Below are 20,634 nucleotides of genomic sequence, written 5' to 3'. Positions count from 1 at the left end.
CAATCAAGCGGGGTTTGTGATGGATATCGAGAGCGCAGCCAAAGACCTGGGAAAGCTGATTGCCCAGACACCTGAATATAAATATTACACTGCGGCTACCAGGGAAGTGGACGACGACAAGGAAACACTCGAGTCGATGCGCAAGCTCAAGGAAATGGAGGAGAAGGTAGTAAAGGCCCAGCACGACGGCCAGGAAATAGACGAGGAGACTCGCAAGGAATACACCGAAACGATGCAGGAAGTGCAGGGCAAGCCCAAGATCCAGGCGCTGATCTCCGGCCAGGAAAACTACATGAAGCTGATGAACAGTGTGAACAACCGGATCAGCGAGGGGATACAGGAAGGCGCCCAGAGCCGGATAATCACTAACTTCTGACCCGGTTCCGGCCCGTATGACGGACGACTTCACGGTCAAACCGGGTTGCCTCTACGTGGTGGCCACGCCGCTGGGCAACCTGAATGATATCACGTTCCGCGCCGTGGAAATCCTGCGGGCAGTCGATATTATCGCCTGCGAGGACACGCGCCACAGCCGCAAGCTTTTTTCCCGCCATGGTATCAGCGCGAAACTGATCAGTTATCACCAACACAACGAGCGCACCGCGGCCGCCAGGATTTGCGGCCTGGTTGCCGAGGGCAGGACAGTAGCGCTTGTCACCGATGCCGGCACTCCCGGTATCAGCGACCCCGGCTACCGTCTGGCCCGTCTGGCAGCAGAAAGTGATATCACCGTTGTCCCGGTTCCCGGCCCGTCGGCCCTGACCGCCGCTCTCAGCGCGGCCGGTCTGCCCACGGACAGTTTCTATTTCGCAGGTTTCCTTCCGCCAAGGCAGAAAGCCACCGAGGATACTTTCCACGCTCTGAAAGAAATCGAAGCCACCCTGGTGTTTTTCTGCCCGGCCAGACGAGTAGCCGGCGTGCTGGAAACCGCAGCCTCGATTCTGGGTGAGCGCCGGGCAGCGGTCTGCCGGGAGATGACCAAGATTTACGAGGAGATCGCACGGGGGAGTCTGGCGAGTCTGGCTGTCGAATATGCGGAGCGTGAAGAGGGCGTGCGCGGAGAGGTGGTGCTGGTTGTGGAAGGTAAACAGGGCGGAGACGCGCGGCTTGACATGCAAGAGGTGGAGGAGCGGTTGTCGAAAATGCTGGAGTCAGTGGAGGATGCGGCAGGACTGGGTGCCAGACAGCTTGCCGCGATGGCGGCGGAAAAGCTCGGTGTGCGGCGTAACAGACTCTATCCGCTTGTCTGCGCCTGGCTGAACGAACATGGCGCGGCGCCTCAGTAAGCCAGCGCTATCTTACCTGTCCGGTCGGGGTTCTGCACGGACCAGTTTATCTCACCCAGTTCGGAAACGCTCGTTATCTTGCCCGTACTGCCGCTGACAATCACGGAGTTGGTCTCGCGGTTGTAGGCCAGGTAAAACGGGTTGCCGAAACCGGACAGCTTGTTGATTACCGAGCCGTCACTTCCGTTCAGGACCGTAACCTGGTCCGCATAGGCGTCGGCCACCCAGCAAAGATCGCCGGCATCGTCCACGGCAATGTCGTTGACCGCGCTAAAGCCGCCCTTGGTCCAGATAATTCCGGTGGTATTGAAATTTATCACCTGGTTATTGCCGCGGTCGCCGATCCAGACCCCCGACTTCCCACTGGCGGTTACCACCAGTTCCGGCTTGTCGAATTCGGGATCGAGAAATTGAGAATACGAGTTGGTGCTCGCCCGGACATTGAGCTTGCCGATCACCGGATCGGACGATCCGAACCACAAATCGTTGGCAATCCCGTCGATGGCTAACGAGGTTATCCGGCTGTCGGTTGCTTTCGAGTTGACCAGGTCCCCGTTGGCGCGGAAGTAGTAGACCAGCCCGCTTTCACCGGCAAGAGCCACGTAGACTCCGCCATTGAGACGGTCGAAGACGAATGCGCTGACATTAAGCAAATCCCCGCTGCTGATCAGCTCACCGGTGCGCTGGAAGCGGTGGATCGTCCCGCCTGCTTCGAGAACCCAGATTACAGCTCCGACCTGAATGTCGACAACGTCATAAAAGCTGACCTCCAGGCTCACCACCTCGTCGCGGAAATCCGGTGTGAACAGAACCACCTCTCCGTAGTCGATCAGCTCCACCCAACTGAATACAGGTCCCGGCGTGACCGTATCGGGCACTGTTGTGGGCTTCTCGTTACTGCCCACCACGTCGAACATCAGATGGTAACTGTACGTGGTGCCGTTTTTCGAGCTGTTGTCGACAAACCTGGTGGCGCTGAAGGGCAGAGTAGTATCTGAGACGGTAACGGTATCCGTACTGCCCGCCTCCATCCGCCTGACCCTGGTCCCGGCCAGGTCGATAAAATCCAGCCGGTTCCACTCGATCAGGACCTGGTTGTTCCCAGCCAAGGCGTTGAACCCGATATTGGCGCGGTTTCTGTCCGGATTGCCCGGGTCGAGCGGGTTCGTGCGTTCACGGTCGGAGCAAGCTGCGCATAAGGCAACCAGCCCCAGCAAAACCAGACGGCTCAAATTATTGATATTCGTGACCTGCAATATGCTCTCTCCCAGACTGGATCGTGGCCCAAGAGGCTCAAAACCTGTAAGACAACTGCGCCTTGCGGGTTGTCAACTCCATGGACAGGCCTTTTGGCTGCTTGCCTTCCGCATTTTTCTGTTCCTGCGATGGGAAAATAAAGCGCCGCACCAGCAGGTAGCCGAAAATCCCCAGAGCCGCGTCTCCGACAATAAATGAAGCCTTGCTCAGCCTGTCGTTGTGCTTCGCGTCGTCGTAAGCCTGCTCGCGGGCCGACGGTCCGAGGAGTTTCTGGTAGCGCTCGTAATGTTCGTCGGCTTTCTGGTTGAAATATGCGCCCACCGCCAGCAGCGCCACTCCGGTACTCAGGCTGATCATCAGGTCCGGGGACACCAGCTTCCTGATCGGCGAGTTATGCTGATATGCGCGCAACTCATCGTCTTCCGGGCTCAAGCTGGCGATCTGCGGGTCAAGGCTGATGAAAATGTCGGTATTGCCGGCGGCGTGGAGCCGGTCGATAACCAGGACTTCCTCCTCGTAACCCTCGAGCGTAACCCGGACGGAGTCTCCTTCATCAAGCAGAAGCATGAAATCCCCGGGCGTGCGTCCCAGAAAGCGCCCCCGGTAGCTCAGCACGGCGCTCTGGGGGTCGGTGCGGAAGGTGAAAACGCCTGTCCTCGTCAGGTCGAATTCCCGGCGGCCGTCACTGCCAACGCTGAACGGGTAGACCAGGTAGCGGTGGTACCATTGATCCGCGGTATGGTAGGGGAAAAACCGCAGGACGTGCTCACCCGGCTCGATTTCGATTTCCACCGTGGGGCCCGGCGCGGTATCCACCGTGTCTCCATCGACCAGAAGCAGCCCGGGAACCGGGATAATCCTCAGCACGGCGGGAGGCTCGGCCGCGGCCAGCAGGGAGAAAGTTCCCGCGGTCAGGGCCAGGGCCAGGGCGAACCCAGTCACTTTATTTGGCATGAAACGCATAGACCGTTCCTCTGTCCGTGCAATAGTAGACATAGTCCATGTACACCAGCGGGGAGCAACTGATGCCTTCATCGATTTTCTTCTCCCACAGCTTTTCCCCGCTCTCGATATCGAATGCCGCAAGCTCGCCGCTCTTGGTGCCGGTAAATACGTACTCATCGGTTACGGTCGGCGGGGCGACAGCTATTCCATTCAGCTCCGCCTCCCATACCTCCGAACCGTCAAGCGCAGCCAGCTTCAGCACCTTGCCGTTTCTTACGCTGAGGTAGACATATCCCTTTGCATAAATCGGACCACTGAACAGCGGCTGATCCAGATCGACTTCCCACTCCACTTTCAGGCTGTCCGGCTCCAGGCAGTAAACGCGCCCATCGGAGCTGGCGGTGAACAGGAAGTAGTCGTCCGAGCTGAGATCGCCCAGCAGCAGGCCGTCGGTTTTAAACTCGGCGATTGTCCGGCCGGTGGAGGAGCCGAGTTTGTAGACCCCGCCGCGGATCGTGGGGACGAACAGGAAAGGATCGATATAGAGCGGGGCGTGCTCGATATTGCCCTCGAGCTCGCTCTTCCAGTTCTGGAAGCCGGCCTCGGTGTTCATGCTCACCACCTCGCCCAGCTGGGTAAAGGCGAATATCCGGTCGTGGTGCACTATCGGGCTGACTACCGAGGCGCCGATCTTGCGCTCCAGATGGTCGTCCTTGGTGTTGATATCCGTGCCGTAAACTTTCCCGTCGGGGTAGCGGGTAGTGAAATACATCTTGGTCCCGTCGATTATCACCGAGCCGCCGAATCCGCCCTTGAATGTCCGGCGCTGGACCCGCTCACCCGAGTTGCGCTCAAGAATTATTATCCTGCGGTCGCGGGTGCTGATGAAGATGAATTCTCCTCCGGCGCCCGGAGTGGAGCCGATCGAGCGGGCGACATTGTTTTTCCAGGCCAGTTCGAGCGGGACGCTGATCAGGGGGTTCTTGCAGGCGGTGCGGCCGAGGTTGCCCTTGTAAAACAGCCATTGCGCGTCGAAATCTTCAAAGAACCCCGGGTCTTTTTTCCGAGCGGAGTATGCGGGGGGAGCGGAGATAGTCAGGATGGCTGTCAGCAGTGCGCAAATCAGCGCTGGTACCGCGGCGAGTGTTGCATACTGTGGTAATTTCATCTATACCCCGATCCTCCTTAACCCTGCCATCCCGATGGTGGCGGCCTGCGAGCCAATTATAGGCGCCCCGTCACCTAAAGTCAAAAATTTCGGGGTGTTGACGGGTGCGGGCGGCTCCCTTAAATTATTCCCCAGTGGGGTTTTCCCATCAATCCGCACAGGGCCTCCCCGCCGGTTGTCATATGTTCTACAGAAATCCAGTGGAAAAGTTCCGCCTTTTATCAGCGCAGGAACAGGCAGGGCGGGGGAGGAGTGACGTGGAGATCGTTATTGTCTGTGTCGGACGGGTCAGGGAAAACAATCTCACGGCCCTCTGCCATGACTACGCCGGCCGGATCGAACGCTGCGGACACGCGGTTAAAGTTATCGAGGTCAAGGAGGAACCGGGTGGCAGGCCGGATGATCTGGTGGTCGGGCGGGAGAGCGCCAGGCTCGCCGAGAGGATTCCCGCGGGGGCCTGGACCGTGGCCATGGACCTGCGCGGCCAGGTGATGACGTCGCGCAAGTTCGCCGCCGGCTTCGGCAGGCTGGTTGAGCGCGGAACCCGGTCGGTGTGCTTTCTGATCGGCGGTCCGCTGGGTTTGAGCGCTGACCTGCTGGCCTCCTGCCGTCAACGCCTGGCGCTGTCGCGGATGACCCTGACCCACGAGATGGCGCGCCTGCTGCTGCTGGAGCAGCTTTACAGGGCCAATACGATAATCCGCGGAGAGCCGTATCACAAGTAGAATTGACAGGGGACTCTACCTGTTTCGCTTCCGGCTGGACACTCAGGTTGAGCGGGAGATCGGCAGGCTGGGCAGGTTCCGGTTTGCCCGGGGATGGTATCTCTATGCGGGCAGCGCCATGGGCGGACTCGCTGCCCGGCTGAACCGTCACCTCTACGGCCCGTCCAGCGGCAAGCTGCACTGGCATATCGATTACCTCGCTTCCTGCGCGACAGCAAAGGAATTCATGGCCGCTCCGGCGGGTGCGGTCACCGAATGCAGCCTCAGCGAGGCCGCAGGCGCTCTGCCGGGAGCCGGGGTTCCGGCAGCGGGTTTCGGCAGTTCTGACTGCCCCTGCCGCAGCCATCTCCATTTTCTGCCATCACCCGCCTGGCCTGATATTGACGGTTTGGTGGCGTGGGTCCCGCCGGGCGAGGGTTGAGTATTCATCCTGATGAGCGGATGGGCGGATGAACTGGTACGAGGAAGCTTTCGGCAGCAGGTATCTCGAAGTCTACAGGCACCGTGACGAGCAGGAGGCGGCGCAGGCGCTGGAGCTGATTATAAAGGTGGCCGGGTCCGGCGAATCGCGGGGCGGAAAAGTGCTCGATCTGGCCTGCGGCCAGGGCCGCTACTCGCGCCTGCTGGCTGAGAAAGGCTACCTAGTGGCCGCGCTGGATTTGAGCCTGCCGCTGCTGGAGCGCGGACAAGTGTCATCGCCCACGGATTATCCGTCCGGCGGCAAGGTATGGTTTGTCCGCGCTGATATGCGGCAGGCTCCGTTCAGGTCCTCGTTCGACCTGGCGATCAACATGTTCACCAGTTTCGGCTATTTCGAGGCTGACAGGGACAACAGCGAGGTCCTGCGCCAGATCTCATCGGCGCTGGTGCCCGGCGGACATTGGGTGATTGACTATCTCAACCGGCCTCAGGTGATCGCGACACTGGTGGCCGAGGATACCGCCGAACGGGCGGGCTTGAATATCACCCAGCGGCGCAGGCTGGAGGACGGGGACCGCCGGGTGGTGAAAGACGTGCTGATCCAGGGGCCGGAGGGCAGCCAGCGGTGGACTGAACGGGTCCGGATGTACACCAGGGCGGAGATGGAGTCCATGCTCGACCAGGCCGGGTTGACAGTGGAACGCGTGTACGGGGACTACGGGCAGGGGGAGTATATGGAAAGCTCGCCCAGACTAATTCTTTCGGGGTGTAAATAATGAGTTTGCAGGGCATTGAGTTTGAATATCTAAAGTTGCACACGAATGCGCTCACCGCCGATTACCTGGCCGGATCAAAACCGGCGATAGAGTTTTACGGAGGTCCGCCGGACCGCGATTCTCGAATCGGTGAAGTGGCCGCCGAGGTCGACAAACGGCTTGACCGCCAGCGTGCGGCCCGCGTGCTGGAAGCCCAGCGCTGTTTCAAACTGATGCCGAACGGGCGGGAGTTGCTGGACGAGTTCGTGGAGCACGACGGTTTTATCGTCTGCTCGGGGCAGCAGCCGGTACTCTTCGGCGGTCCGTTGTACGTGCTCTACAAGTGCGCCAGCGCGGTCGCCGCCGCCGCCGCCTGCCGGAAACTGCTGGACCGGCCCGTGCTGCCTGTATTCTGGAATGCCAGCGAGGACCATGACCTGGCCGAGGCGTCCTCGGTCAAACTCCCGGATACCGCCAACGAGCTCCGTACCCTGAGCTTACCGGCCGCTGGTGATAATTACCGCCCGCTGTGCCAGCTTCCCCTGGGCGATAACCTGGCGGAGGCCCGTGCGCAGCTCGGGGAGTCCCTGCCGGATACCGATTTCCGCTCCGGAATCTTCGCCCTGCTGGACTCGACATTCGACAGCAGCCACGATTTCGGTCATGCGTTCGGCGAACTGCTGGCCGGACTGTTCTCGGGCCACGGGTTGTTTGTCGTCGATGCTTGCAGTCCGGAAATCCGCCGCGGCGCAAAAAAATTGTTCGAGCAGGAAATTTTCGATTCCGCGGCCAGCGCCGGAGAGTTTGCTCTCTCGAGCAGGGCGCTGGAGGGGGCCGGCTACCATGTGCAGGTCAAACCCCGGGACGATGACACCGGGCTGTTCGTGCTGCGCGACCGGCGCCGGGTGAAACTCCAGCACGGCGAAAGCGGATTCAGGCTGAAAGGCCGGGACGAAAGCATCGGTGAGGCGGAACTGCGCCGGATGCTGGAGGAGACTCCCGAACTGTTCAGTCCCGGTGTGAGGATGAGGCCCCTGGTCGAGGCGGAGCTGTTCGGCACGCTGTGCTACCTGGCCGGGCCGGGCGAGATGGCCTATTATGCGCAGCTTCAGCCGCTTTACAGCCTGCGGGGCCTGACCATGCCGGTAATCAGGCCCCGTCTTTCGGGTATCCTGCTGGAAGCCAAGATCGCCAGAGTGCTTGAGAAATACGGTCTCGACACCGGGGCTCTGGAGCAGGGGGTTGACAGCTTGGCGGAGCAGCTGCTGGAGCGCGACAGCCGGTGGCGCGAACTGACCGACGCGGTGGACGGCCTTCGCGGCACGCTCCGGCAGGGCATCCAGCAGGTAGCCGGCCTCCTCGAACAAACCGACCCCACGATGAAAGGACCTCTCAAGAGCACGAGCGGCGCGATATCCGGCAGCCTCGATAAATTCCAGGGCAAACTGACCCAGGCCGCCAAGCGCCGTAACGAAACCATGCTGGGCCAGCTGCGCAAGGCCGGGGTCCATCTCTGGCCCGGCGGCGGCCGTCAGGAACGGGAAATCTCCTGGCTGTACTACCTCGTGCGCTACGGCGACGGGCTGATCGACTGGCTGATCGAGCGGGCCGCGGCCGGATAGTCGGCAATCCTTACCGAAGGCCTGGCGTACTGTATTAAAGAGCATGCATGCACTTGTGTTTTGGGCGGTCAACGCTTAGTTTGAGCCGATGGAGCAGGCGCAGGTACAACGGCTGGCGGACAGGCTCGCCAGGGTCAGGGAAAAAATCACCGAGGCCGCTCTTAAAGCAGGCGTTGAGCCGGGTTCGGTGACGCTGGTGGGTGTGACCAAGCAGCGTTCCGTGGCTGAAATCAGGGCGGCGATCGACTCGGGCCTGGCCGATATCGGCGAGAACAGGGCCCAGGAAGCGCAGGAAAAACTGCCGTCGCTCGGACGCGAGGTAGTCCGCCACTTTATCGGCCACCTTCAGCGCAACAAGGTCCGCGATGTCCTGCCGCTCTTCGAGTTGATTCACAGTGTCGACTCGGCGCGTCTGGCCCGCGAGATCGAAAAACGCGCGGCGGCCGCCGGGACCACTGTCAAGTTGCTGATGCAGGTAAATACGTCGGCAGAGGACTCCAAATCCGGTGTCGCTCCGCAGGAAGCTGACGCGCTGCTGGAGGTGATCGGCGGTTGCGCTCACCTCAGCCTGCGGGGCCTGATGACTATCGGGCCGCTGGAGGGTGGCCAAGCGCGGACCGCCGAATGCTTCGCCACGCTGCGGGATATCTTCGAGCGCTACCGCCTTTCCGCTCCCGGCAGCTGCCGGATGGATGTGCTGTCGATGGGAATGAGCGCCGATTACGAGATCGCTATCGCCGAGGGATCGAATATGGTCCGAGTCGGCACGGCCATTTTCGGGCCGCGAAAATACTGAACCGCCCGCGACTGGAGGCAAAAAGTGAAAGTTACACCACTGGAACTCAAGAAGGCGGAATTCAAGCGCGTGCTCAGGGGGTTCAACCCGGACGAAGTTAGCGACCTGCTGGCCGCCGCCGCGGAGACGCTGGAAGAGATGGTGCGCGAGAACAGGAGCCTCAAGGACAAGCTGGTCCACCTCGGCGAGCGGCTTAAAACCTATGAATCGATGGAAAAAACGCTGAACGAGACACTGATCACCGCCCAGAAAGCCGGCGACTCCACCCGTCGGGCCGCCGAACGCGAGTCGGAGCTGATTGTGGCCAAGGCCGAGGTCCAGGCCGAAAAGCTGGTCGAGGAAGCCAAGTCCGAACTGAAAAGGATCAAGTATCAGATCGAGATGCAGGAACACGAGAAAAAAGCGTTCATGGTCAAAATGCGCTCGCTGGTGGCCAGCCAGTGGAAATTGCTGCAGGAGGATTTCGGGCCGCGCAAGGTGGAGGACAAAGACAGCGCCGGCGTTATCGAATCAGCCGCCGAACAGGCATCCCAACCGCTGGAAGATACACCCGGAGAGCAGCTGTCCGCTGCGGATTCAGAGGCGGTGCTGGATGATGCGGAGGCGGAAGGAGAGGAAACCGCCGGGCCTGAGGAGCCGGAAAAAGACGTGGGCGACCTGTCCGGCAAACTGAGCGCGATTCTGGGATCGTCCGGCGGCGGAGAAAGCGAAGACGGCGTTGAGGGCGAAAAAGAAGACGAGGCCGACCGGTTTAACCTGGGCGCCGATGGCGGGGAACTTGAACCGGATGCGGAGAGTGGCGGCGACGACCTTACCCAGGAGGCCGGCAAGAAAGATAAACCGGAAGTTTTCTGGGGTGACGACGAGCCGGAGGAAACCGACTCCGAAGACAAGGAGTGATCGAATTCGATGATGAGCCGGTCCGGCCGGTGGAGCTATCATTCTTAGTCGGGACAGGAACTTTGCAGGCGGGGGAAAGTGAGCGCCAAGGACCTTTACGGGAAAATCGGCGAGGCGGCTGAAGAAATAACCGGGCGCAGCAGTGTTAAACCGGATGTGGGGATCGTGCTCGGTACCGGGCTTGGTAAATTGGTGGAACGCCTCGAGGTCGAGTGCGAGATCCCGTATCCGGAAATTCCGCATTTCGTCAGTTCCACGGTGGAAACGCACGCCGGAAAACTTCTGCTGGGCAGCCTGAACGGCAAGAGCGTGGTGGCCATGCAGGGCCGTTTCCATTTCTACGAGGGCTACTCGATGGAACAGATCACGTTCCCTGTGCGGGTAATGAAAGCGCTGGGAGCCGGGGTGCTGGTGGTCTCGAACGCCTGCGGCGGGATGAACCCGCTCTACGGCAAAGGGGACCTGATGATTATCGAGGACCATATCAACCTGCTGGGTGCCAACCCGCTGATCGGCGCGAACGATGAGCGCCTAGGGCCGCGTTTCCCCGATATGAGCAAGCCCTATTCCCGCCGCCTGATCGGCTTGGCCGAACGGCTGGCGCTGGAAAACGAGATCACCGCCCGCAAGGGGATCTACGTGGCCGTGCCGGGACCGAACCTGGAAACCAGGGCGGAATACAGGTTCCTCAGGTGGATCGGCGCGGACGTGGTGGGCATGAGCACCGTACCAGAGGTGATTGTGGCGATCCATGCCGGCATGGAGGTCCTGGGCCTGTCGATTGTCACAGACCTCTGTTTTCCCGACGCCCTGGAGCCGGCCGATATCTCCGAGATTATCGCGGTTGCGGCGGACGCGGAACCCCGGCTGACCAGTCTGATGAGCATGGTTATGGGCGAACTCTGAGCAGCCGGCAGCTGTTTGAGCGCTGTCAGTAGTCCGGCACATCCGCGGCATCACTAAGTAATCCAATCCGGCTTATACGGTACGTTTATGCGTGTCCTGGTTTTTTTCTGCTTGCTCGCCTTTGTGGTTTCTTCCAGCATTGAAATTTCCCCGGCCCGGGCCGCATCGGCCGATGTCGACGCTGCCTTGGCGGGTGACCTGAACTCAGACGGTTCAATCAATATTTTCGACCTGCTGGAAATGCTGAAAATACTCCGCGCAGGCGGCGACACTCTGGACCCCCGTTTACTGCAAATCGCGGACATGCATCAGCCCGGCTCCGGCATGGTGGATATATTCGACCTGCTGGAGTTGCTGAAAACGATCTCCGGGCGAAGAGAGCCGGAGCACGTTGTGTTTTACACTTCTCTGGTCGGGAAGTGGGCGGTCGGCGACGGGGAGAAAATTTTCCGCGACGAGATTTTCCATTTCTCGCGCGACTCCAACTCGGTCTGGAACGGTAGCGAGATCGCCCTGCGCGGGCTCTACAACGAGATCCTGGGCTTCCAGGTCATTCTCGTGGCCGACAGCGCCGGCGCGGACGGGATGGAAATCAGGCTCGACTCGCTGGTCCACGCGGCCACGGGCGCGGTGCTCGGCGGCTTATTCGCGATACCTTATGGGCCGGCCGGTTATCTGGAAGCGTTCAGCGAGCACTACCTGCTGGTGACCAACCCCACCCAGCCCAACTGGTTCTACGGCTCCGGCAATTCGGCCCCTGAGCGGATGACCGGCTGGATCCCCGACGCGCTGATCAGTCCCGACGCCGCAGCCGGACGTGGCGGGTTTCCGCTCGATATCCCGCCGGACTCTCTCCAGGGGTTCTGGATCGATCTCTATTGCCCGCGGGACACGCTTGCCCTGCCCTCCGGGGAGTACCGGGGGACGGTCGGGATTTACCAGCAGGGCTGGAAAGTGGACTCGATCCCGGTCAGGCTGGAGCTGTTGCCTGCATACCTTCCCGATGAGAACCACACCTGGACCTGGCTCTACCACGGCAGTATCGAGATGTATTTCCCCGGGATGAGTCAGGCAGAGCTGGACAGGATGCTGCACTACCTGGCCCATCGCCACCGCATAGACCTGGTGGGCGGATTCAGGCCGCACCACAGCCGGTTCGACCGGCAGATGCTCGACGAGTACCTTCCCTGGCTCGACGGCTCCGGCTACACCGAGGCCGCCGGTTACCAGGGACCGGGCCAGCACCGGGGCGAGTGGGTGTTCCCGGTAGGAATGTATGGCGGAAGCGTGCTCGGCATGGTCCAGGACACGGTCCGCGCAGAAAGCGACGAGTGGGTGGAGTGGTTCGAGGAGAACGCCCCCGGCGTGCGCTATTTCAACTACCTGATCGACGAACCGGGAACCGATAAGTTCGACTGGATCCGCGAGCGCTCCGGCTGGATCAAGAACAATCCCGGCGCGGGCAACCGCCTGCCGGTATTTATTTCACGCGAATACACCATGGCCCTCGACAAGCAGATCGATATCTGGGCCAGCGGCAAGGGGATCAACCTGTATTGGCTCGCCCAGCTAAAGGGGCAGGGTAAGGAACACTGGTTCTACAACGGCTACCGCCCCCGCTACGGCGCGGCGATTCTGGAGGGCGAGGCGGTGGACATGCGGTTGAACGCCTGGGTCAAGTATATCCATCAGGTCAACGTCTGGTTCCAGTGGCACGGCTCGCACTGGTTTCATAACCATCAGGGGCCGCGCGCACATACCCACCAGAACGTGTTTGTCGATCCGATCACCTTTTTCGGTAATTCAGGTGCTTTCGGCAACGGGGACGGGGTAGTTTTCTATCCGGGTCGCGAGCCGTTTTATCCCGACCAGGACCGGGGAGTGGACAGGGTGTTCGGCTCGATCCGGCTGAAGAACATCCGCCGCGGCCAGCAGGATTACGAGCTGATGTGGCTGGCCGAGCAGAAGGTGGGCCGGGATGCAGTGCTGGAGATGGTTCGGGAAGTGGTGCCCCGCTCGCTCAACGAAGTTGACATGAACGAGCGGGTGCCGTGGAGCCAGCACGGCGACGATTACGACAGGATCAGGAACCGCCTGCTTGAGATAATTACCGGATTGTAATAAATTATCTGTTTTAAGGCAGTTGAATAGCTGGCCGGTGTTACCGGACGGATTACGCAACGCAACAGGGAATCAGGAGGAAACAGGAAAAATGACTATATCGGCACATGGACGGGATGTTATGTCTGTCAGCCTGGCAGCCGCTCTGGTGTTTTGTATGCTGGTTGAACCGCAGCTTATCGGGTCGCTGCGCGGGCAGCGGATCCTGGAGCTGGACCTGGAGAATTCCGTGGAAATCGCGATGGGTTCCAGTTACCGGGTCAAGCAGCTCGAGATGGGGATCGAGCGGACGCGCTACTGGCTCAAAAGCCGGAGGGCCTCGCTGAAATCGAAAATCGAGATGCGGCTTCGCGCCCCGGAGATCAACTCGACCAGTGAAACCAAGTGGAACTCCACGCTGCAGCGCGACGAGCTTGTCCGCTCCGACACCCGTCGCTGGCAGATGGACCTCTCGGTTAGCCAGCCTTTGATCCTGTTCGGCTATCCGACCAACGGCTACCTGTCGCTCAACAATAAAGTATACCGGTACCTTCAGCATGAAGAGACTGATGAAATTGATTACTACAACCGCTTCTTCATCAAGTTTCAGCAGCCGTTTCTCCTGCCCAACAACCTCAAGAACAATATCGAGGACGCGGAGCTGGACCTGGAGCGCAACGAGCTGGATTATATCACCGACCGGGTGAGGCTGGTGGATGATATCGCCGACGACTACTACGACCTGTTCGAGGTGGTTTCCCGCCGGACGATTTACGAAAACCAGATCGCCAACCTTAAACTCGCCGAGCAGATTGCAATCGAACTCTCGGCCGCCGACAGCAGCCGTGCAATCGAACCGGCCCAGGCCAGGGTGGAACTGACCAACGTCGGCGAGCAGTTCAGCAGGACGCTCAGCGCTATCCGCCAGGAGAGCGCGCGGATCAAGCAGCGCCTTCAACTGGAGTACGAGGACTCGGTGTTCATTACTCCCACATTCGAGATCAGGCGGATCTATGTCGATGTCAACCAGGCGATCGAGTACGGCTACAACCTGCGGCCCAGCCTGCGCCGCTTGTCGATTAACCGGCGCAAGAACGAGATCGACCTCAACAACTCCAAGGGCTGGGACGCGTTCCACGTCAATCTGGAAATGACCTACGGGCTGGAGAATATCGACGACCAGTTCGGCAACATCTGGAACGACTACGACGACTCCTACTCGGTCAGCCTGCAGGCCTACGTCCCGCTCTGGGACTGGGGACGGCGCAAGGCGAGGATTGACGCCAACGAGATAACCCTCAAGAAGACCGAGCTGTCTATCGAGGAAAACCGCACCCGGATCCGCAGCGACATTATCAACGCTGTGGCCAATCTGGACGACTACCAGCGGCGTGCGGTCAACATGCAGGAAAGTGTCAAGATGATCCAGGAGATCACCGATTTCGGTATGGATCAGTACAGCAACGGCGCGATCAGCCTTCAGGATCTGCTGCAGATGATCACCCGCCAGCGCGAGACCGAGATGAACCACCTGGACGCCTACCTGGGCTACCGCCGCTCGCTGCTGGCCCTGATGGTCCAGACCTATTACGACTACGAGAACGACATCTCGCTGATCGACAAGTTCCGCCAGCAGGCGAGCTGAGGTCGTTTGCCAGTTATTTTAAGGAGGACCGGATGTCGAATCCGCTTGCTCGCCGAAGCTCTTACTTTGTAATTGCCGGTCTTGCAGTTATTGCATTCTCCTGCGGCGTAATGGGCGACAACGCCGTCCTGCTCGACGACGACTTCTCCGCGCTCGAAGCCCGGATGGTCTCCGCCCCTGTGGGCCCCCACACCGAGTACCACTACCTTCCCGAAGCGGCTCCGTTCGGCAACTGGGCCGTAAGCTGTTTCACCTGGGAGCAACCCGCCCAGAGAGCCTGGTGGATTCAGCAGGAGGACGACGGCAATCACGTGCTGGCCCAGACGTTCGACAGCGAGCAGATGACCCATACCCATCCGCTGGTGGTTACCGGCGATACGCTCTGGACCGACTACGACGTGGTGGTCCGCTGGGCGCTCGACAGCTCTCGCGAGGGCCGCAGCGGGGTGGCGTTCCGCTACCGCAACGACCGCTGCTACTACTTCTTCGGCTTCGAGGGCAACCAGCTGGTGCTGATGAGAGTCAACCACGCCACCGGGTTCCGCCAGCCGGACGAGAAAATCCTGGCCAGCGAGATTTTCCCCCGCGAGCAGGGCAAATACCAGGTGGCCACGATCAGTGTCCGCGGAAGTAATATTACGGCGAAATTAGCCGGCGGGCCGGAGCTTTCGGCCACGGACAGTACGTTCGGCCACGGCAAGGTGGCCCTGCTCAGCGATATCCCGGTGCGCTACGACCGCGTACAGGTCACCTGCTCCGCCGACGAAAAACAGCGGATCGATGCGCTGAAGGCCGAGCACGCACGCATGGAAGCCCAACTGCAGGAATCAAATCCCAGGCCCGTGCTCTGGAAAAAGATCTCGACAAAGGGTTTCGGGGTCGGGCGCAACCTCCGGTTCGGGGACCTGGACGGCGACGGAGTCACCGACGTGCTGATCGGCCAGGTGCGCCATCACGCCGCCCCCCGCGACTCCTACAGCGAGTTGAGCTGCCTGACCGCGATGACGTTCGATGGGGAAATCCTCTGGCGGATCGGCGAACCCGACCCGGAGAAAGACCACCTGACCAACGACGTGGCTTTCCAGATCCACGATATCGACGGCGACGGGGCCAACGAGGTGGTCTACACGATGGGCATGGAGCTGATCGTGGCCGACGGGGCCACCGGTGTGGTGAAGTACAAGGCCCCGACCCCCGTGGCCAAGGCCCCGGCCGACAGTTTCCCGCGAATCCTGGGCGACTGCCTCTATTTCTGCGACCTGCGCGGCACGGGCCGGGATGCGGATATTATTATCAAGGACCGCTACTGGCATATCTGGGCGCTGGACGACAAGCTGAATACGATGTGGGAGGGCGAGTGCAGGACAGGCCACTATCCCTATGCTTACGACACCGACGGCGACGGCCGCGATGAATTAGTCATCGGTTATTCGCTGTTCGATGACAACGGCAAAAAACTCTGGAGCCTCGATGAGCTGGTTGACGACCACGCCGACGGGGTGGCGGTTGTCGATTACGACGGGGACGGCCCCATGGCGCCGCGCTATTTCTGCGCCGCCAGTGACGCCGGGGTGTTCTGGGCCGGCCTCGACGGGGAGATTCTGACCCACCACTGGATCGGCCACGGCCAGAACCCGGCGGTGGCAGATTTCCGCCCCGACCTGCCGGGCCTGGAATCGCTGTCGATCAATTTCTGGGGCAACCAGGGAATCATCCACTTTTACGATAGCTCGGGAGAGATTTACCACGATTTCGAGCCCAACCAGTACGGCAGCATGTGCCTGCCGGTCAACTGGACCGGCGAGCCGGGCGAGTACTGGGTGCATAGTCCCAACGTGGCCGAGGGCGGGATGTATGACGGCCTTGGCCGGCGCGTGGTGAGTTTCCCCGCTGACGGCCACCCGGACATGTGCAACGCCGTGCTGGATATCACCGGCGATGCCCGCGACGAGATAGTTGTCTGGGACCCGGACGAGATCTGGGTCTACACCCAGGACGACAACCCGAAACAGGGAAGGCTCTATAAACCGGTGCGCAACCCGCTGTATAACTATTCAAATTACCAGACTACCGTAAGTCTGCCGGGCTGGAGCGAGTGAGGGTGAAGATTCAATAATGGTGGAGAATTATCATTTTGCTGTGATTGCATTAAACACTGTCCACTGGACTGGTTGAATCGGACATAACCGTTAATCCTTCGGACAAGAAAACACAGTATTCCCATCACTGTGATTTCAACAGTGATTCATGCTCGCCAAAATCGTATTACCATTCATGCTCAGATCTCTCCCGCCAAACTTTGAAGGCTTTTGTCTTGTGCGCCTCGAAATCCATTCTAGTATTGAGATTTATTTAAAATATTCAGCTCAGCATGTAAACAGTAATATGTTAAATTCACTGAGAATCTTCCAAAACAAAATATTGTGATGCTGTTGAAAGAACGATGGATACGCCAATTTAAAATCCGTGTATTGAGGGCGAATGGCGAAGATCAGGCGAGACAGACGTTCAATTCGCTTGAAGGACTACGATTATGCATCTCCAGGCGCATATTTTGTAACTGTCTGCACTCATGTCCGGAAGCGTGTGTTCGGGGAAATCGTGGATGGCCGGATGAGTTTGAATGAATTCGGCCTGATCGTGGTTGAAGAATGGAAGAAAACCCCAGCTATCAGAGAAGAAGTCGGGATTGATACATTTGCGGTGATGCCGAACCATTTGCATGGGATCGTTATCATCGAAGAATTGGTTGAAGGTGCCAATTGTAGGGGCGTCCGGCCGGACGCCCGCATAACAGTCACCGGTCCGGCACCGAAATCATTGGGGTCACTAATAAACGGATTTAAAGCTGCAGTAACCAGGCAGGTAAATTTTCTGCGCCACACTCCGGGAGCACCACTATGGCAGCGAGGTTTTTACGAGCACGTAATACGGGATAACGATAGTATCAACCTGATACGCGAATATATTATCAACAATCCAGCCCGCTGGTCAATTGACCGGGAAAATCCCGAATTCAGGAATAAATGAAAAGGGCGTCCGCCGGACGCCCCTACACTAACCAAAAAGCTATTGAGAAGAACCTTAAAGCCTATTTCAATTTTCTATCCATTCGCAGTCTCCGCCTGTTTTTCCTCCTGCTGACGGACCATTTCCAGCTTGTAAATGATGTAGCCCAGCACCACCGACGCGCCCAGCATTGAAACACCCTTGACCGCCGAGGTCAGGAATATCGAGCCCAGACCGAACACGAACATGAACAGCGAGAGCGCGCCCAGTACGAACGATATTACGTTGTAGCTCAGCGGCGGCCCGCCGGCCAGCTTGGTCTGGTCAACCATCACGGTGATCCGCCGCCAGCCCGGGCCGCCGGGGTTGACTCGCCGGACGAAACTCTTGAGCTTCTCATCGCTCACCGGCTTGGTAATGAACGTTACCAGCACCCAGCCGGCAACGCTGAAGATACAGATATAGACGTAGCGCTGCCACTCCGCGAACTGCACTCCGCCCATCTCCATCAGGTTGATACCCACGCAGCCGAGTATCGAGAGGAAGTAGGCGCTGATCTCGGTCCAGGCGTTGACTCGCCACCAGAACCAGCGCGCCAGCCACACCGCCCCCAGCCCGCTGAACAGTTCGGCCATGAATTTCCACGCATCGGCGATGGAATCGGTGATGCTCCAGACGAAGATCCCGGCGCCCAGCACGAACAGCATCGCAATCCGTCCCACCCAGATATAGTGCCGCTGGCTGGCGTCTTTCTTGATAAACCGCCTGTAGAAATCGTTGACCATGTAACTCGAACCCCAGTTGATCAGACCGTCGACGCTGCTCATGAACGCGGCCAGGAACGCGGCGAACATGATTCCCCGCAGGCCGGCGGGGAGGTATTTCTCGATCATCATCGGGTAGGCAAGCTTATGGTCGGTCAGGTCGGGGAAATCGGCCAGGCTGATCAGCGCCACCAGGATCCACGGCCACATCAGCAGGCCGTAATAGACTATGTTGAACCAGACCCCGGCGAAAAAAGCGTGCGTCTCGTTCTTGGTGGCCATGATCCGCTGGATGAACATCCCGTTGCCGTCGGCTTTCTCGCTGCTCCACCAGATCACGAAGACATAGACGATAAACAGCGTCCAGGTGAACTCTCCGCCGCTTTCGACAAACGGCTTGGACGCTTCCAGTTCAGCGCTGACCGGCACGAAACTGATCAGGCTCTGTGCGGTTTCACTGCCGAACGCTGCTGCCAGCTTGGTCTCGATCCCGCCCAGCCCGCCGATCGCGTTCACCGCCACGACCGTCATGAAGATCGAGCCGAAGAAAGCGATCCCGAACTGGACCACCTCGTTGGCCACGATACCCCACAATCCTGACGCCAGCGCATAGATCATGGTCACTCCCAGCATCACGCCCAGCGCCAGGTACTCGTTCCAGCCCAGCATCACCGAGATAAAACTCTGCATCGCCAGCATGATGAAACCGATATTCAGCGCGCTGAACGCAATCCCGTAGAACACGCTCTGGAACCCACGCAGGAACCCGGCGCTCTTGCCCTCGTAGCGCTCCTCGATAATCTCCAGCTCGGTGAGGATTTTGGCCCTTCGCCAGAAGCGCACGAACAGGAAAGTGGCGCACAGGTTGCTCATCGCAAACGCCCAGAGGAACCAGTTGCCGGCGATCCCGTTGCGCCGCACCAGCTCGGTGACCATGAACGGGGTGTCGGCCGCGAAACCCATCGCCGCAATCGAGGTGCCGGCCACCCACCAGGGCAGCGCCCGGCCGGAGAGGAAGAAATCCTCCATGCTTTTGCCGGCCCGCTTGGAGAAATAAATCCCGACTCCGATCACCAGGACGAAATAAGCTGCGATCACGATGAAATCGATCATGTTCAGTTTCATCGGGCAAGACTCCGTTGCTTGATACAGGGAATATTCGAGATTTACGGTTGCCTTTGGGAGGGCCAGGCCGTAATTTAAAAGTACCGCAGCAGCACCACAAGGACAAAATCCTCCGCTCGAAGCTTTCCCCTGGCAGGCCGTGGACGGGAGGCTCGTTTCTCGCGCCTTTAACTGTCCTCATGCGCCCGGCCGGGCGGGCTGCGGCTTAAACCGCTATTTCAGGAGATGGATGGATGAAAAAATTGTGTCTGATCATGTTCGCGGCCTGGCTTGGCGCACAACCTGCTCCGCTGGCCGCCGTGGAACTGACGGTCACCGAGCCCAGCGGTCTCGACCGGGTCGATGAGCCGGTTACCTGCGGCGTACCGCTGCCCGAGGGCTATGCAGCCAGCGCCGATGAGTTGATCCTGCTGGCCGGTTCCGGTCAGTTGCCCGTGGAAATCCGCGAGGTGTCCCGTTGGGGCGACGGCAGCCTGAGCTGGGTCCATCTCGATTTCAAGATCAGTGTTCCCGCCTCGGAAAGCAAACGCCTGAAACTTGAAAAGGGAACCAGGGAAAATTTCGAGACGAAACTCGAGATCAACGATCTTGGCGAGGTGCTGGAGGTGAAGACAGGCAGGATTCAGGCCCGCGTGCGCAAGGCTGGCTTCAACGTGCTGGACATGGTGCGCGTGGCCAATGAAAGCGGAGAGTACGAGAGCACCCTGATTCCGCACCACGGCGGCGGAGTCGTGGCCTGGCAGGACAGCGTGGCCTACCGGAGTTCGTACGACGAGGACTCGGAACTGGTAGTGGAATGCAGCGGACCGATGCGGGCTGTGCTGCGCAGCACGGGCAGGCTGACAACCAGGGAGGGCGGAGAGCTGCTCAACTATGTCTGCCGGCTCTATTTCTACAACGACTCGCCGGTGGTGCGGATGGCGCTGAGCGTGGAGAACCGCGACCAGGTGATCCGGAACAAGGTGGAACTCCAGGGCCTGCACGTGGAAATCCCGACCCTGTTGCGCGGCAACGGGATGGCGTTCGATATCGGCATGATGACTAAAGATTTTCAGGGAATTTACGGCCAGTCGAGTGCGCTGGCGTTTTCGCAGATCAACGATTCAGAGCAGGCTTATGTCGGCAGCGAGATGCACTGGGAGCAGGACGAAAGCCCGAAAGTGGCCAAAAGCGACCGCGTGGGCTGGGGCGCGCTGGGCGCGGGGGCGGGA

Annotated in this window: 18 protein-coding genes; 14 read left to right on the top strand and 4 right to left on the bottom strand. The window is 59.7% G+C overall.

Translation table 11 applies throughout. The annotated features are described in order from the left end of the window. The first annotated feature begins 19 nt into the window (after positions 1-19). Complete coding sequence (locus FVQ81_08360; protein ID MBW7996562.1) at positions 20-376, top strand: YlbF family regulator; 357 nt, start codon at positions 20-22, stop codon at positions 374-376. A 16-nt stretch (positions 377-392) separates the two neighbouring features. After that, positions 393-1,286, top strand: a complete 894-nt coding sequence (gene rsmI, locus FVQ81_08355) for a 16S rRNA (cytidine(1402)-2'-O)-methyltransferase (protein MBW7996561.1) — start codon at positions 393-395, stop codon at positions 1,284-1,286. Here the strand turns inward: rsmI and FVQ81_08350 are convergent. From FVQ81_08350 to FVQ81_08340, 3 genes are read right to left on the bottom strand one after another with little or no spacing between them, the layout of a single operon-like run. Then, on the bottom strand, positions 1,280-2,542 hold the full coding sequence (locus FVQ81_08350) for a hypothetical protein (protein MBW7996560.1): 1,263 nt from the start codon (positions 2,540-2,542) through the stop codon (positions 1,280-1,282). The two genes, rsmI and FVQ81_08350, sit on opposite strands and share 7 nt — an antisense overlap. A gap of 37 nt (positions 2,543-2,579) precedes the next feature. After that, a complete protein-coding gene (locus FVQ81_08345; protein ID MBW7996559.1) occupies positions 2,580-3,506 on the bottom strand; it encodes a hypothetical protein in 927 nt (308 codons plus the stop codon). Continuing rightward, positions 3,487-4,656: a PQQ-binding-like beta-propeller repeat protein gene (locus FVQ81_08340; protein MBW7996558.1), complete on the bottom strand. Its 1,170-nt coding sequence runs from the start codon at positions 4,654-4,656 to the stop codon at positions 3,487-3,489. The genes FVQ81_08345 and FVQ81_08340 overlap by 20 nt, the downstream gene beginning before the upstream one ends. A 182-nt stretch (positions 4,657-4,838) precedes the next feature. Here FVQ81_08340 and FVQ81_08335 point away from each other — a divergent pair, with 182 nt between their 5' ends. The 11 genes from FVQ81_08335 (at position 4,839) to FVQ81_08285 (ending at position 17,555) form a co-directional block, all read left to right on the top strand. Then, positions 4,839-5,381 carry a 23S rRNA (pseudouridine(1915)-N(3))-methyltransferase RlmH gene (locus FVQ81_08335; protein ID MBW7996557.1) on the top strand — a complete coding sequence of 181 codons (543 nt, stop codon included), beginning with the start codon at positions 4,839-4,841 and terminating at the stop codon, positions 5,379-5,381. Positions 5,382-5,499: 118 nt separating this feature from the next. Beyond that, positions 5,500-5,802 carry a DUF123 domain-containing protein gene (locus tag FVQ81_08330; protein MBW7996556.1) on the top strand — a complete coding sequence of 101 codons (303 nt, stop codon included), beginning with the start codon at positions 5,500-5,502 and terminating at the stop codon, positions 5,800-5,802. Between the two features lie 28 nt (positions 5,803-5,830). Further along, positions 5,831-6,577: a methyltransferase domain-containing protein gene (locus FVQ81_08325; protein MBW7996555.1), complete on the top strand. Its 747-nt coding sequence runs from the start codon at positions 5,831-5,833 to the stop codon at positions 6,575-6,577. Then, the gene (gene bshC, locus FVQ81_08320; protein ID MBW7996554.1) at positions 6,577-8,178 is read left to right on the top strand and encodes a bacillithiol biosynthesis cysteine-adding enzyme BshC; all 1,602 of its coding nucleotides are present in this window, start codon (positions 6,577-6,579) and stop codon (positions 8,176-8,178) included. The genes FVQ81_08325 and bshC overlap by 1 nt, the downstream gene beginning before the upstream one ends. A gap of 88 nt (positions 8,179-8,266) precedes the next feature. Further along, on the top strand, positions 8,267-8,974 hold the full coding sequence (locus FVQ81_08315) for a YggS family pyridoxal phosphate-dependent enzyme (GenBank protein ID MBW7996553.1): 708 nt from the start codon (positions 8,267-8,269) through the stop codon (positions 8,972-8,974). Between the two features lie 24 nt (positions 8,975-8,998). Continuing rightward, a complete protein-coding gene (locus FVQ81_08310; GenBank protein ID MBW7996552.1) occupies positions 8,999-9,874 on the top strand; it encodes a DivIVA domain-containing protein in 876 nt (291 codons plus the stop codon). 78 nt (positions 9,875-9,952) lie between these two features. Continuing rightward, positions 9,953-10,780, top strand: a complete 828-nt coding sequence (locus tag FVQ81_08305; GenBank protein ID MBW7996551.1) for a purine-nucleoside phosphorylase — start codon at positions 9,953-9,955, stop codon at positions 10,778-10,780. Between the two features lie 87 nt (positions 10,781-10,867). Continuing rightward, the gene (locus FVQ81_08300) at positions 10,868-12,901 is read left to right on the top strand and encodes a DUF4091 domain-containing protein (protein ID MBW7996550.1); all 2,034 of its coding nucleotides are present in this window, start codon (positions 10,868-10,870) and stop codon (positions 12,899-12,901) included. A 91-nt stretch (positions 12,902-12,992) separates the two neighbouring features. Next, positions 12,993-14,525, top strand: coding sequence for a TolC family protein (locus tag FVQ81_08295; GenBank protein MBW7996549.1), 1,533 nt, complete (start codon positions 12,993-12,995; stop codon positions 14,523-14,525). 32 nt (positions 14,526-14,557) lie between these two features. Continuing rightward, a complete protein-coding gene (locus FVQ81_08290) occupies positions 14,558-16,624 on the top strand; it encodes a hypothetical protein (GenBank protein ID MBW7996548.1) in 2,067 nt (688 codons plus the stop codon). A gap of 382 nt (positions 16,625-17,006) precedes the next feature. Further along, entirely contained in the window at positions 17,007-17,555 is a 549-nt protein-coding gene (locus FVQ81_08285) for a transposase (protein MBW7996547.1), read from the top strand. Positions 17,556-17,629: 74 nt separating this feature from the next. Here FVQ81_08285 and FVQ81_08280 read toward each other — a convergent pair whose 3' ends face one another. Further along, positions 17,630-19,423: a Na+:solute symporter gene (locus FVQ81_08280; protein MBW7996546.1), complete on the bottom strand. Its 1,794-nt coding sequence runs from the start codon at positions 19,421-19,423 to the stop codon at positions 17,630-17,632. Between the two features lie 233 nt (positions 19,424-19,656). Between FVQ81_08280 and FVQ81_08275 the strand changes: the two genes are divergently transcribed. Then, a partial coding sequence (locus FVQ81_08275; protein ID MBW7996545.1) for a hypothetical protein occupies positions 19,657-20,634 on the top strand: 978 nt, incomplete at its 3' end.

The sequence above is a fragment of the Candidatus Glassbacteria bacterium genome, assembly GCA_019456185.1.
GTDB lineage: Bacteria > Gemmatimonadota > Glassbacteria > GWA2-58-10 > GWA2-58-10 > JAJRTS01.
This window is presented reverse-complemented; position numbering and strand designations above follow the sequence as displayed.

What these genes read in the sequence shown, in the direction of transcription:
- FVQ81_08360 (MBW7996562.1), top strand. Translation starts at nt 20, where the DNA reads ATGGATATCGAGAGCGCAGCCAAAGACCTGGGAAAGCTGATTGCCCAG.
- rsmI (MBW7996561.1), top strand. Translation starts at nt 393, where the DNA reads ATGACGGACGACTTCACGGTCAAACCGGGTTGCCTCTACGTGGTGGCC.
- FVQ81_08345 (MBW7996559.1), bottom strand. Translation starts at nt 3,506, where the DNA reads ATGCGTTTCATGCCAAATAAAGTGACTGGGTTCGCCCTGGCCCTGGCC.
- FVQ81_08340 (MBW7996558.1), bottom strand. Translation starts at nt 4,656, where the DNA reads ATGAAATTACCACAGTATGCAACACTCGCCGCGGTACCAGCGCTGATT.
- FVQ81_08335 (MBW7996557.1), top strand. Translation starts at nt 4,839, where the DNA reads ATGTTCTACAGAAATCCAGTGGAAAAGTTCCGCCTTTTATCAGCGCAG.
- FVQ81_08330 (MBW7996556.1), top strand. Translation starts at nt 5,500, where the DNA reads ATGGGCGGACTCGCTGCCCGGCTGAACCGTCACCTCTACGGCCCGTCC.
- FVQ81_08325 (MBW7996555.1), top strand. Translation starts at nt 5,831, where the DNA reads ATGAACTGGTACGAGGAAGCTTTCGGCAGCAGGTATCTCGAAGTCTAC.
- bshC (MBW7996554.1), top strand. Translation starts at nt 6,577, where the DNA reads ATGAGTTTGCAGGGCATTGAGTTTGAATATCTAAAGTTGCACACGAAT.
- FVQ81_08315 (MBW7996553.1), top strand. Translation starts at nt 8,267, where the DNA reads ATGGAGCAGGCGCAGGTACAACGGCTGGCGGACAGGCTCGCCAGGGTC.
- FVQ81_08300 (MBW7996550.1), top strand. Translation starts at nt 10,868, where the DNA reads ATGCGTGTCCTGGTTTTTTTCTGCTTGCTCGCCTTTGTGGTTTCTTCC.
- FVQ81_08295 (MBW7996549.1), top strand. Translation starts at nt 12,993, where the DNA reads ATGACTATATCGGCACATGGACGGGATGTTATGTCTGTCAGCCTGGCA.
- FVQ81_08290 (MBW7996548.1), top strand. Translation starts at nt 14,558, where the DNA reads ATGTCGAATCCGCTTGCTCGCCGAAGCTCTTACTTTGTAATTGCCGGT.
- FVQ81_08285 (MBW7996547.1), top strand. Translation starts at nt 17,007, where the DNA reads ATGGCGAAGATCAGGCGAGACAGACGTTCAATTCGCTTGAAGGACTAC.
- FVQ81_08280 (MBW7996546.1), bottom strand. Translation starts at nt 19,423, where the DNA reads ATGAAACTGAACATGATCGATTTCATCGTGATCGCAGCTTATTTCGTC.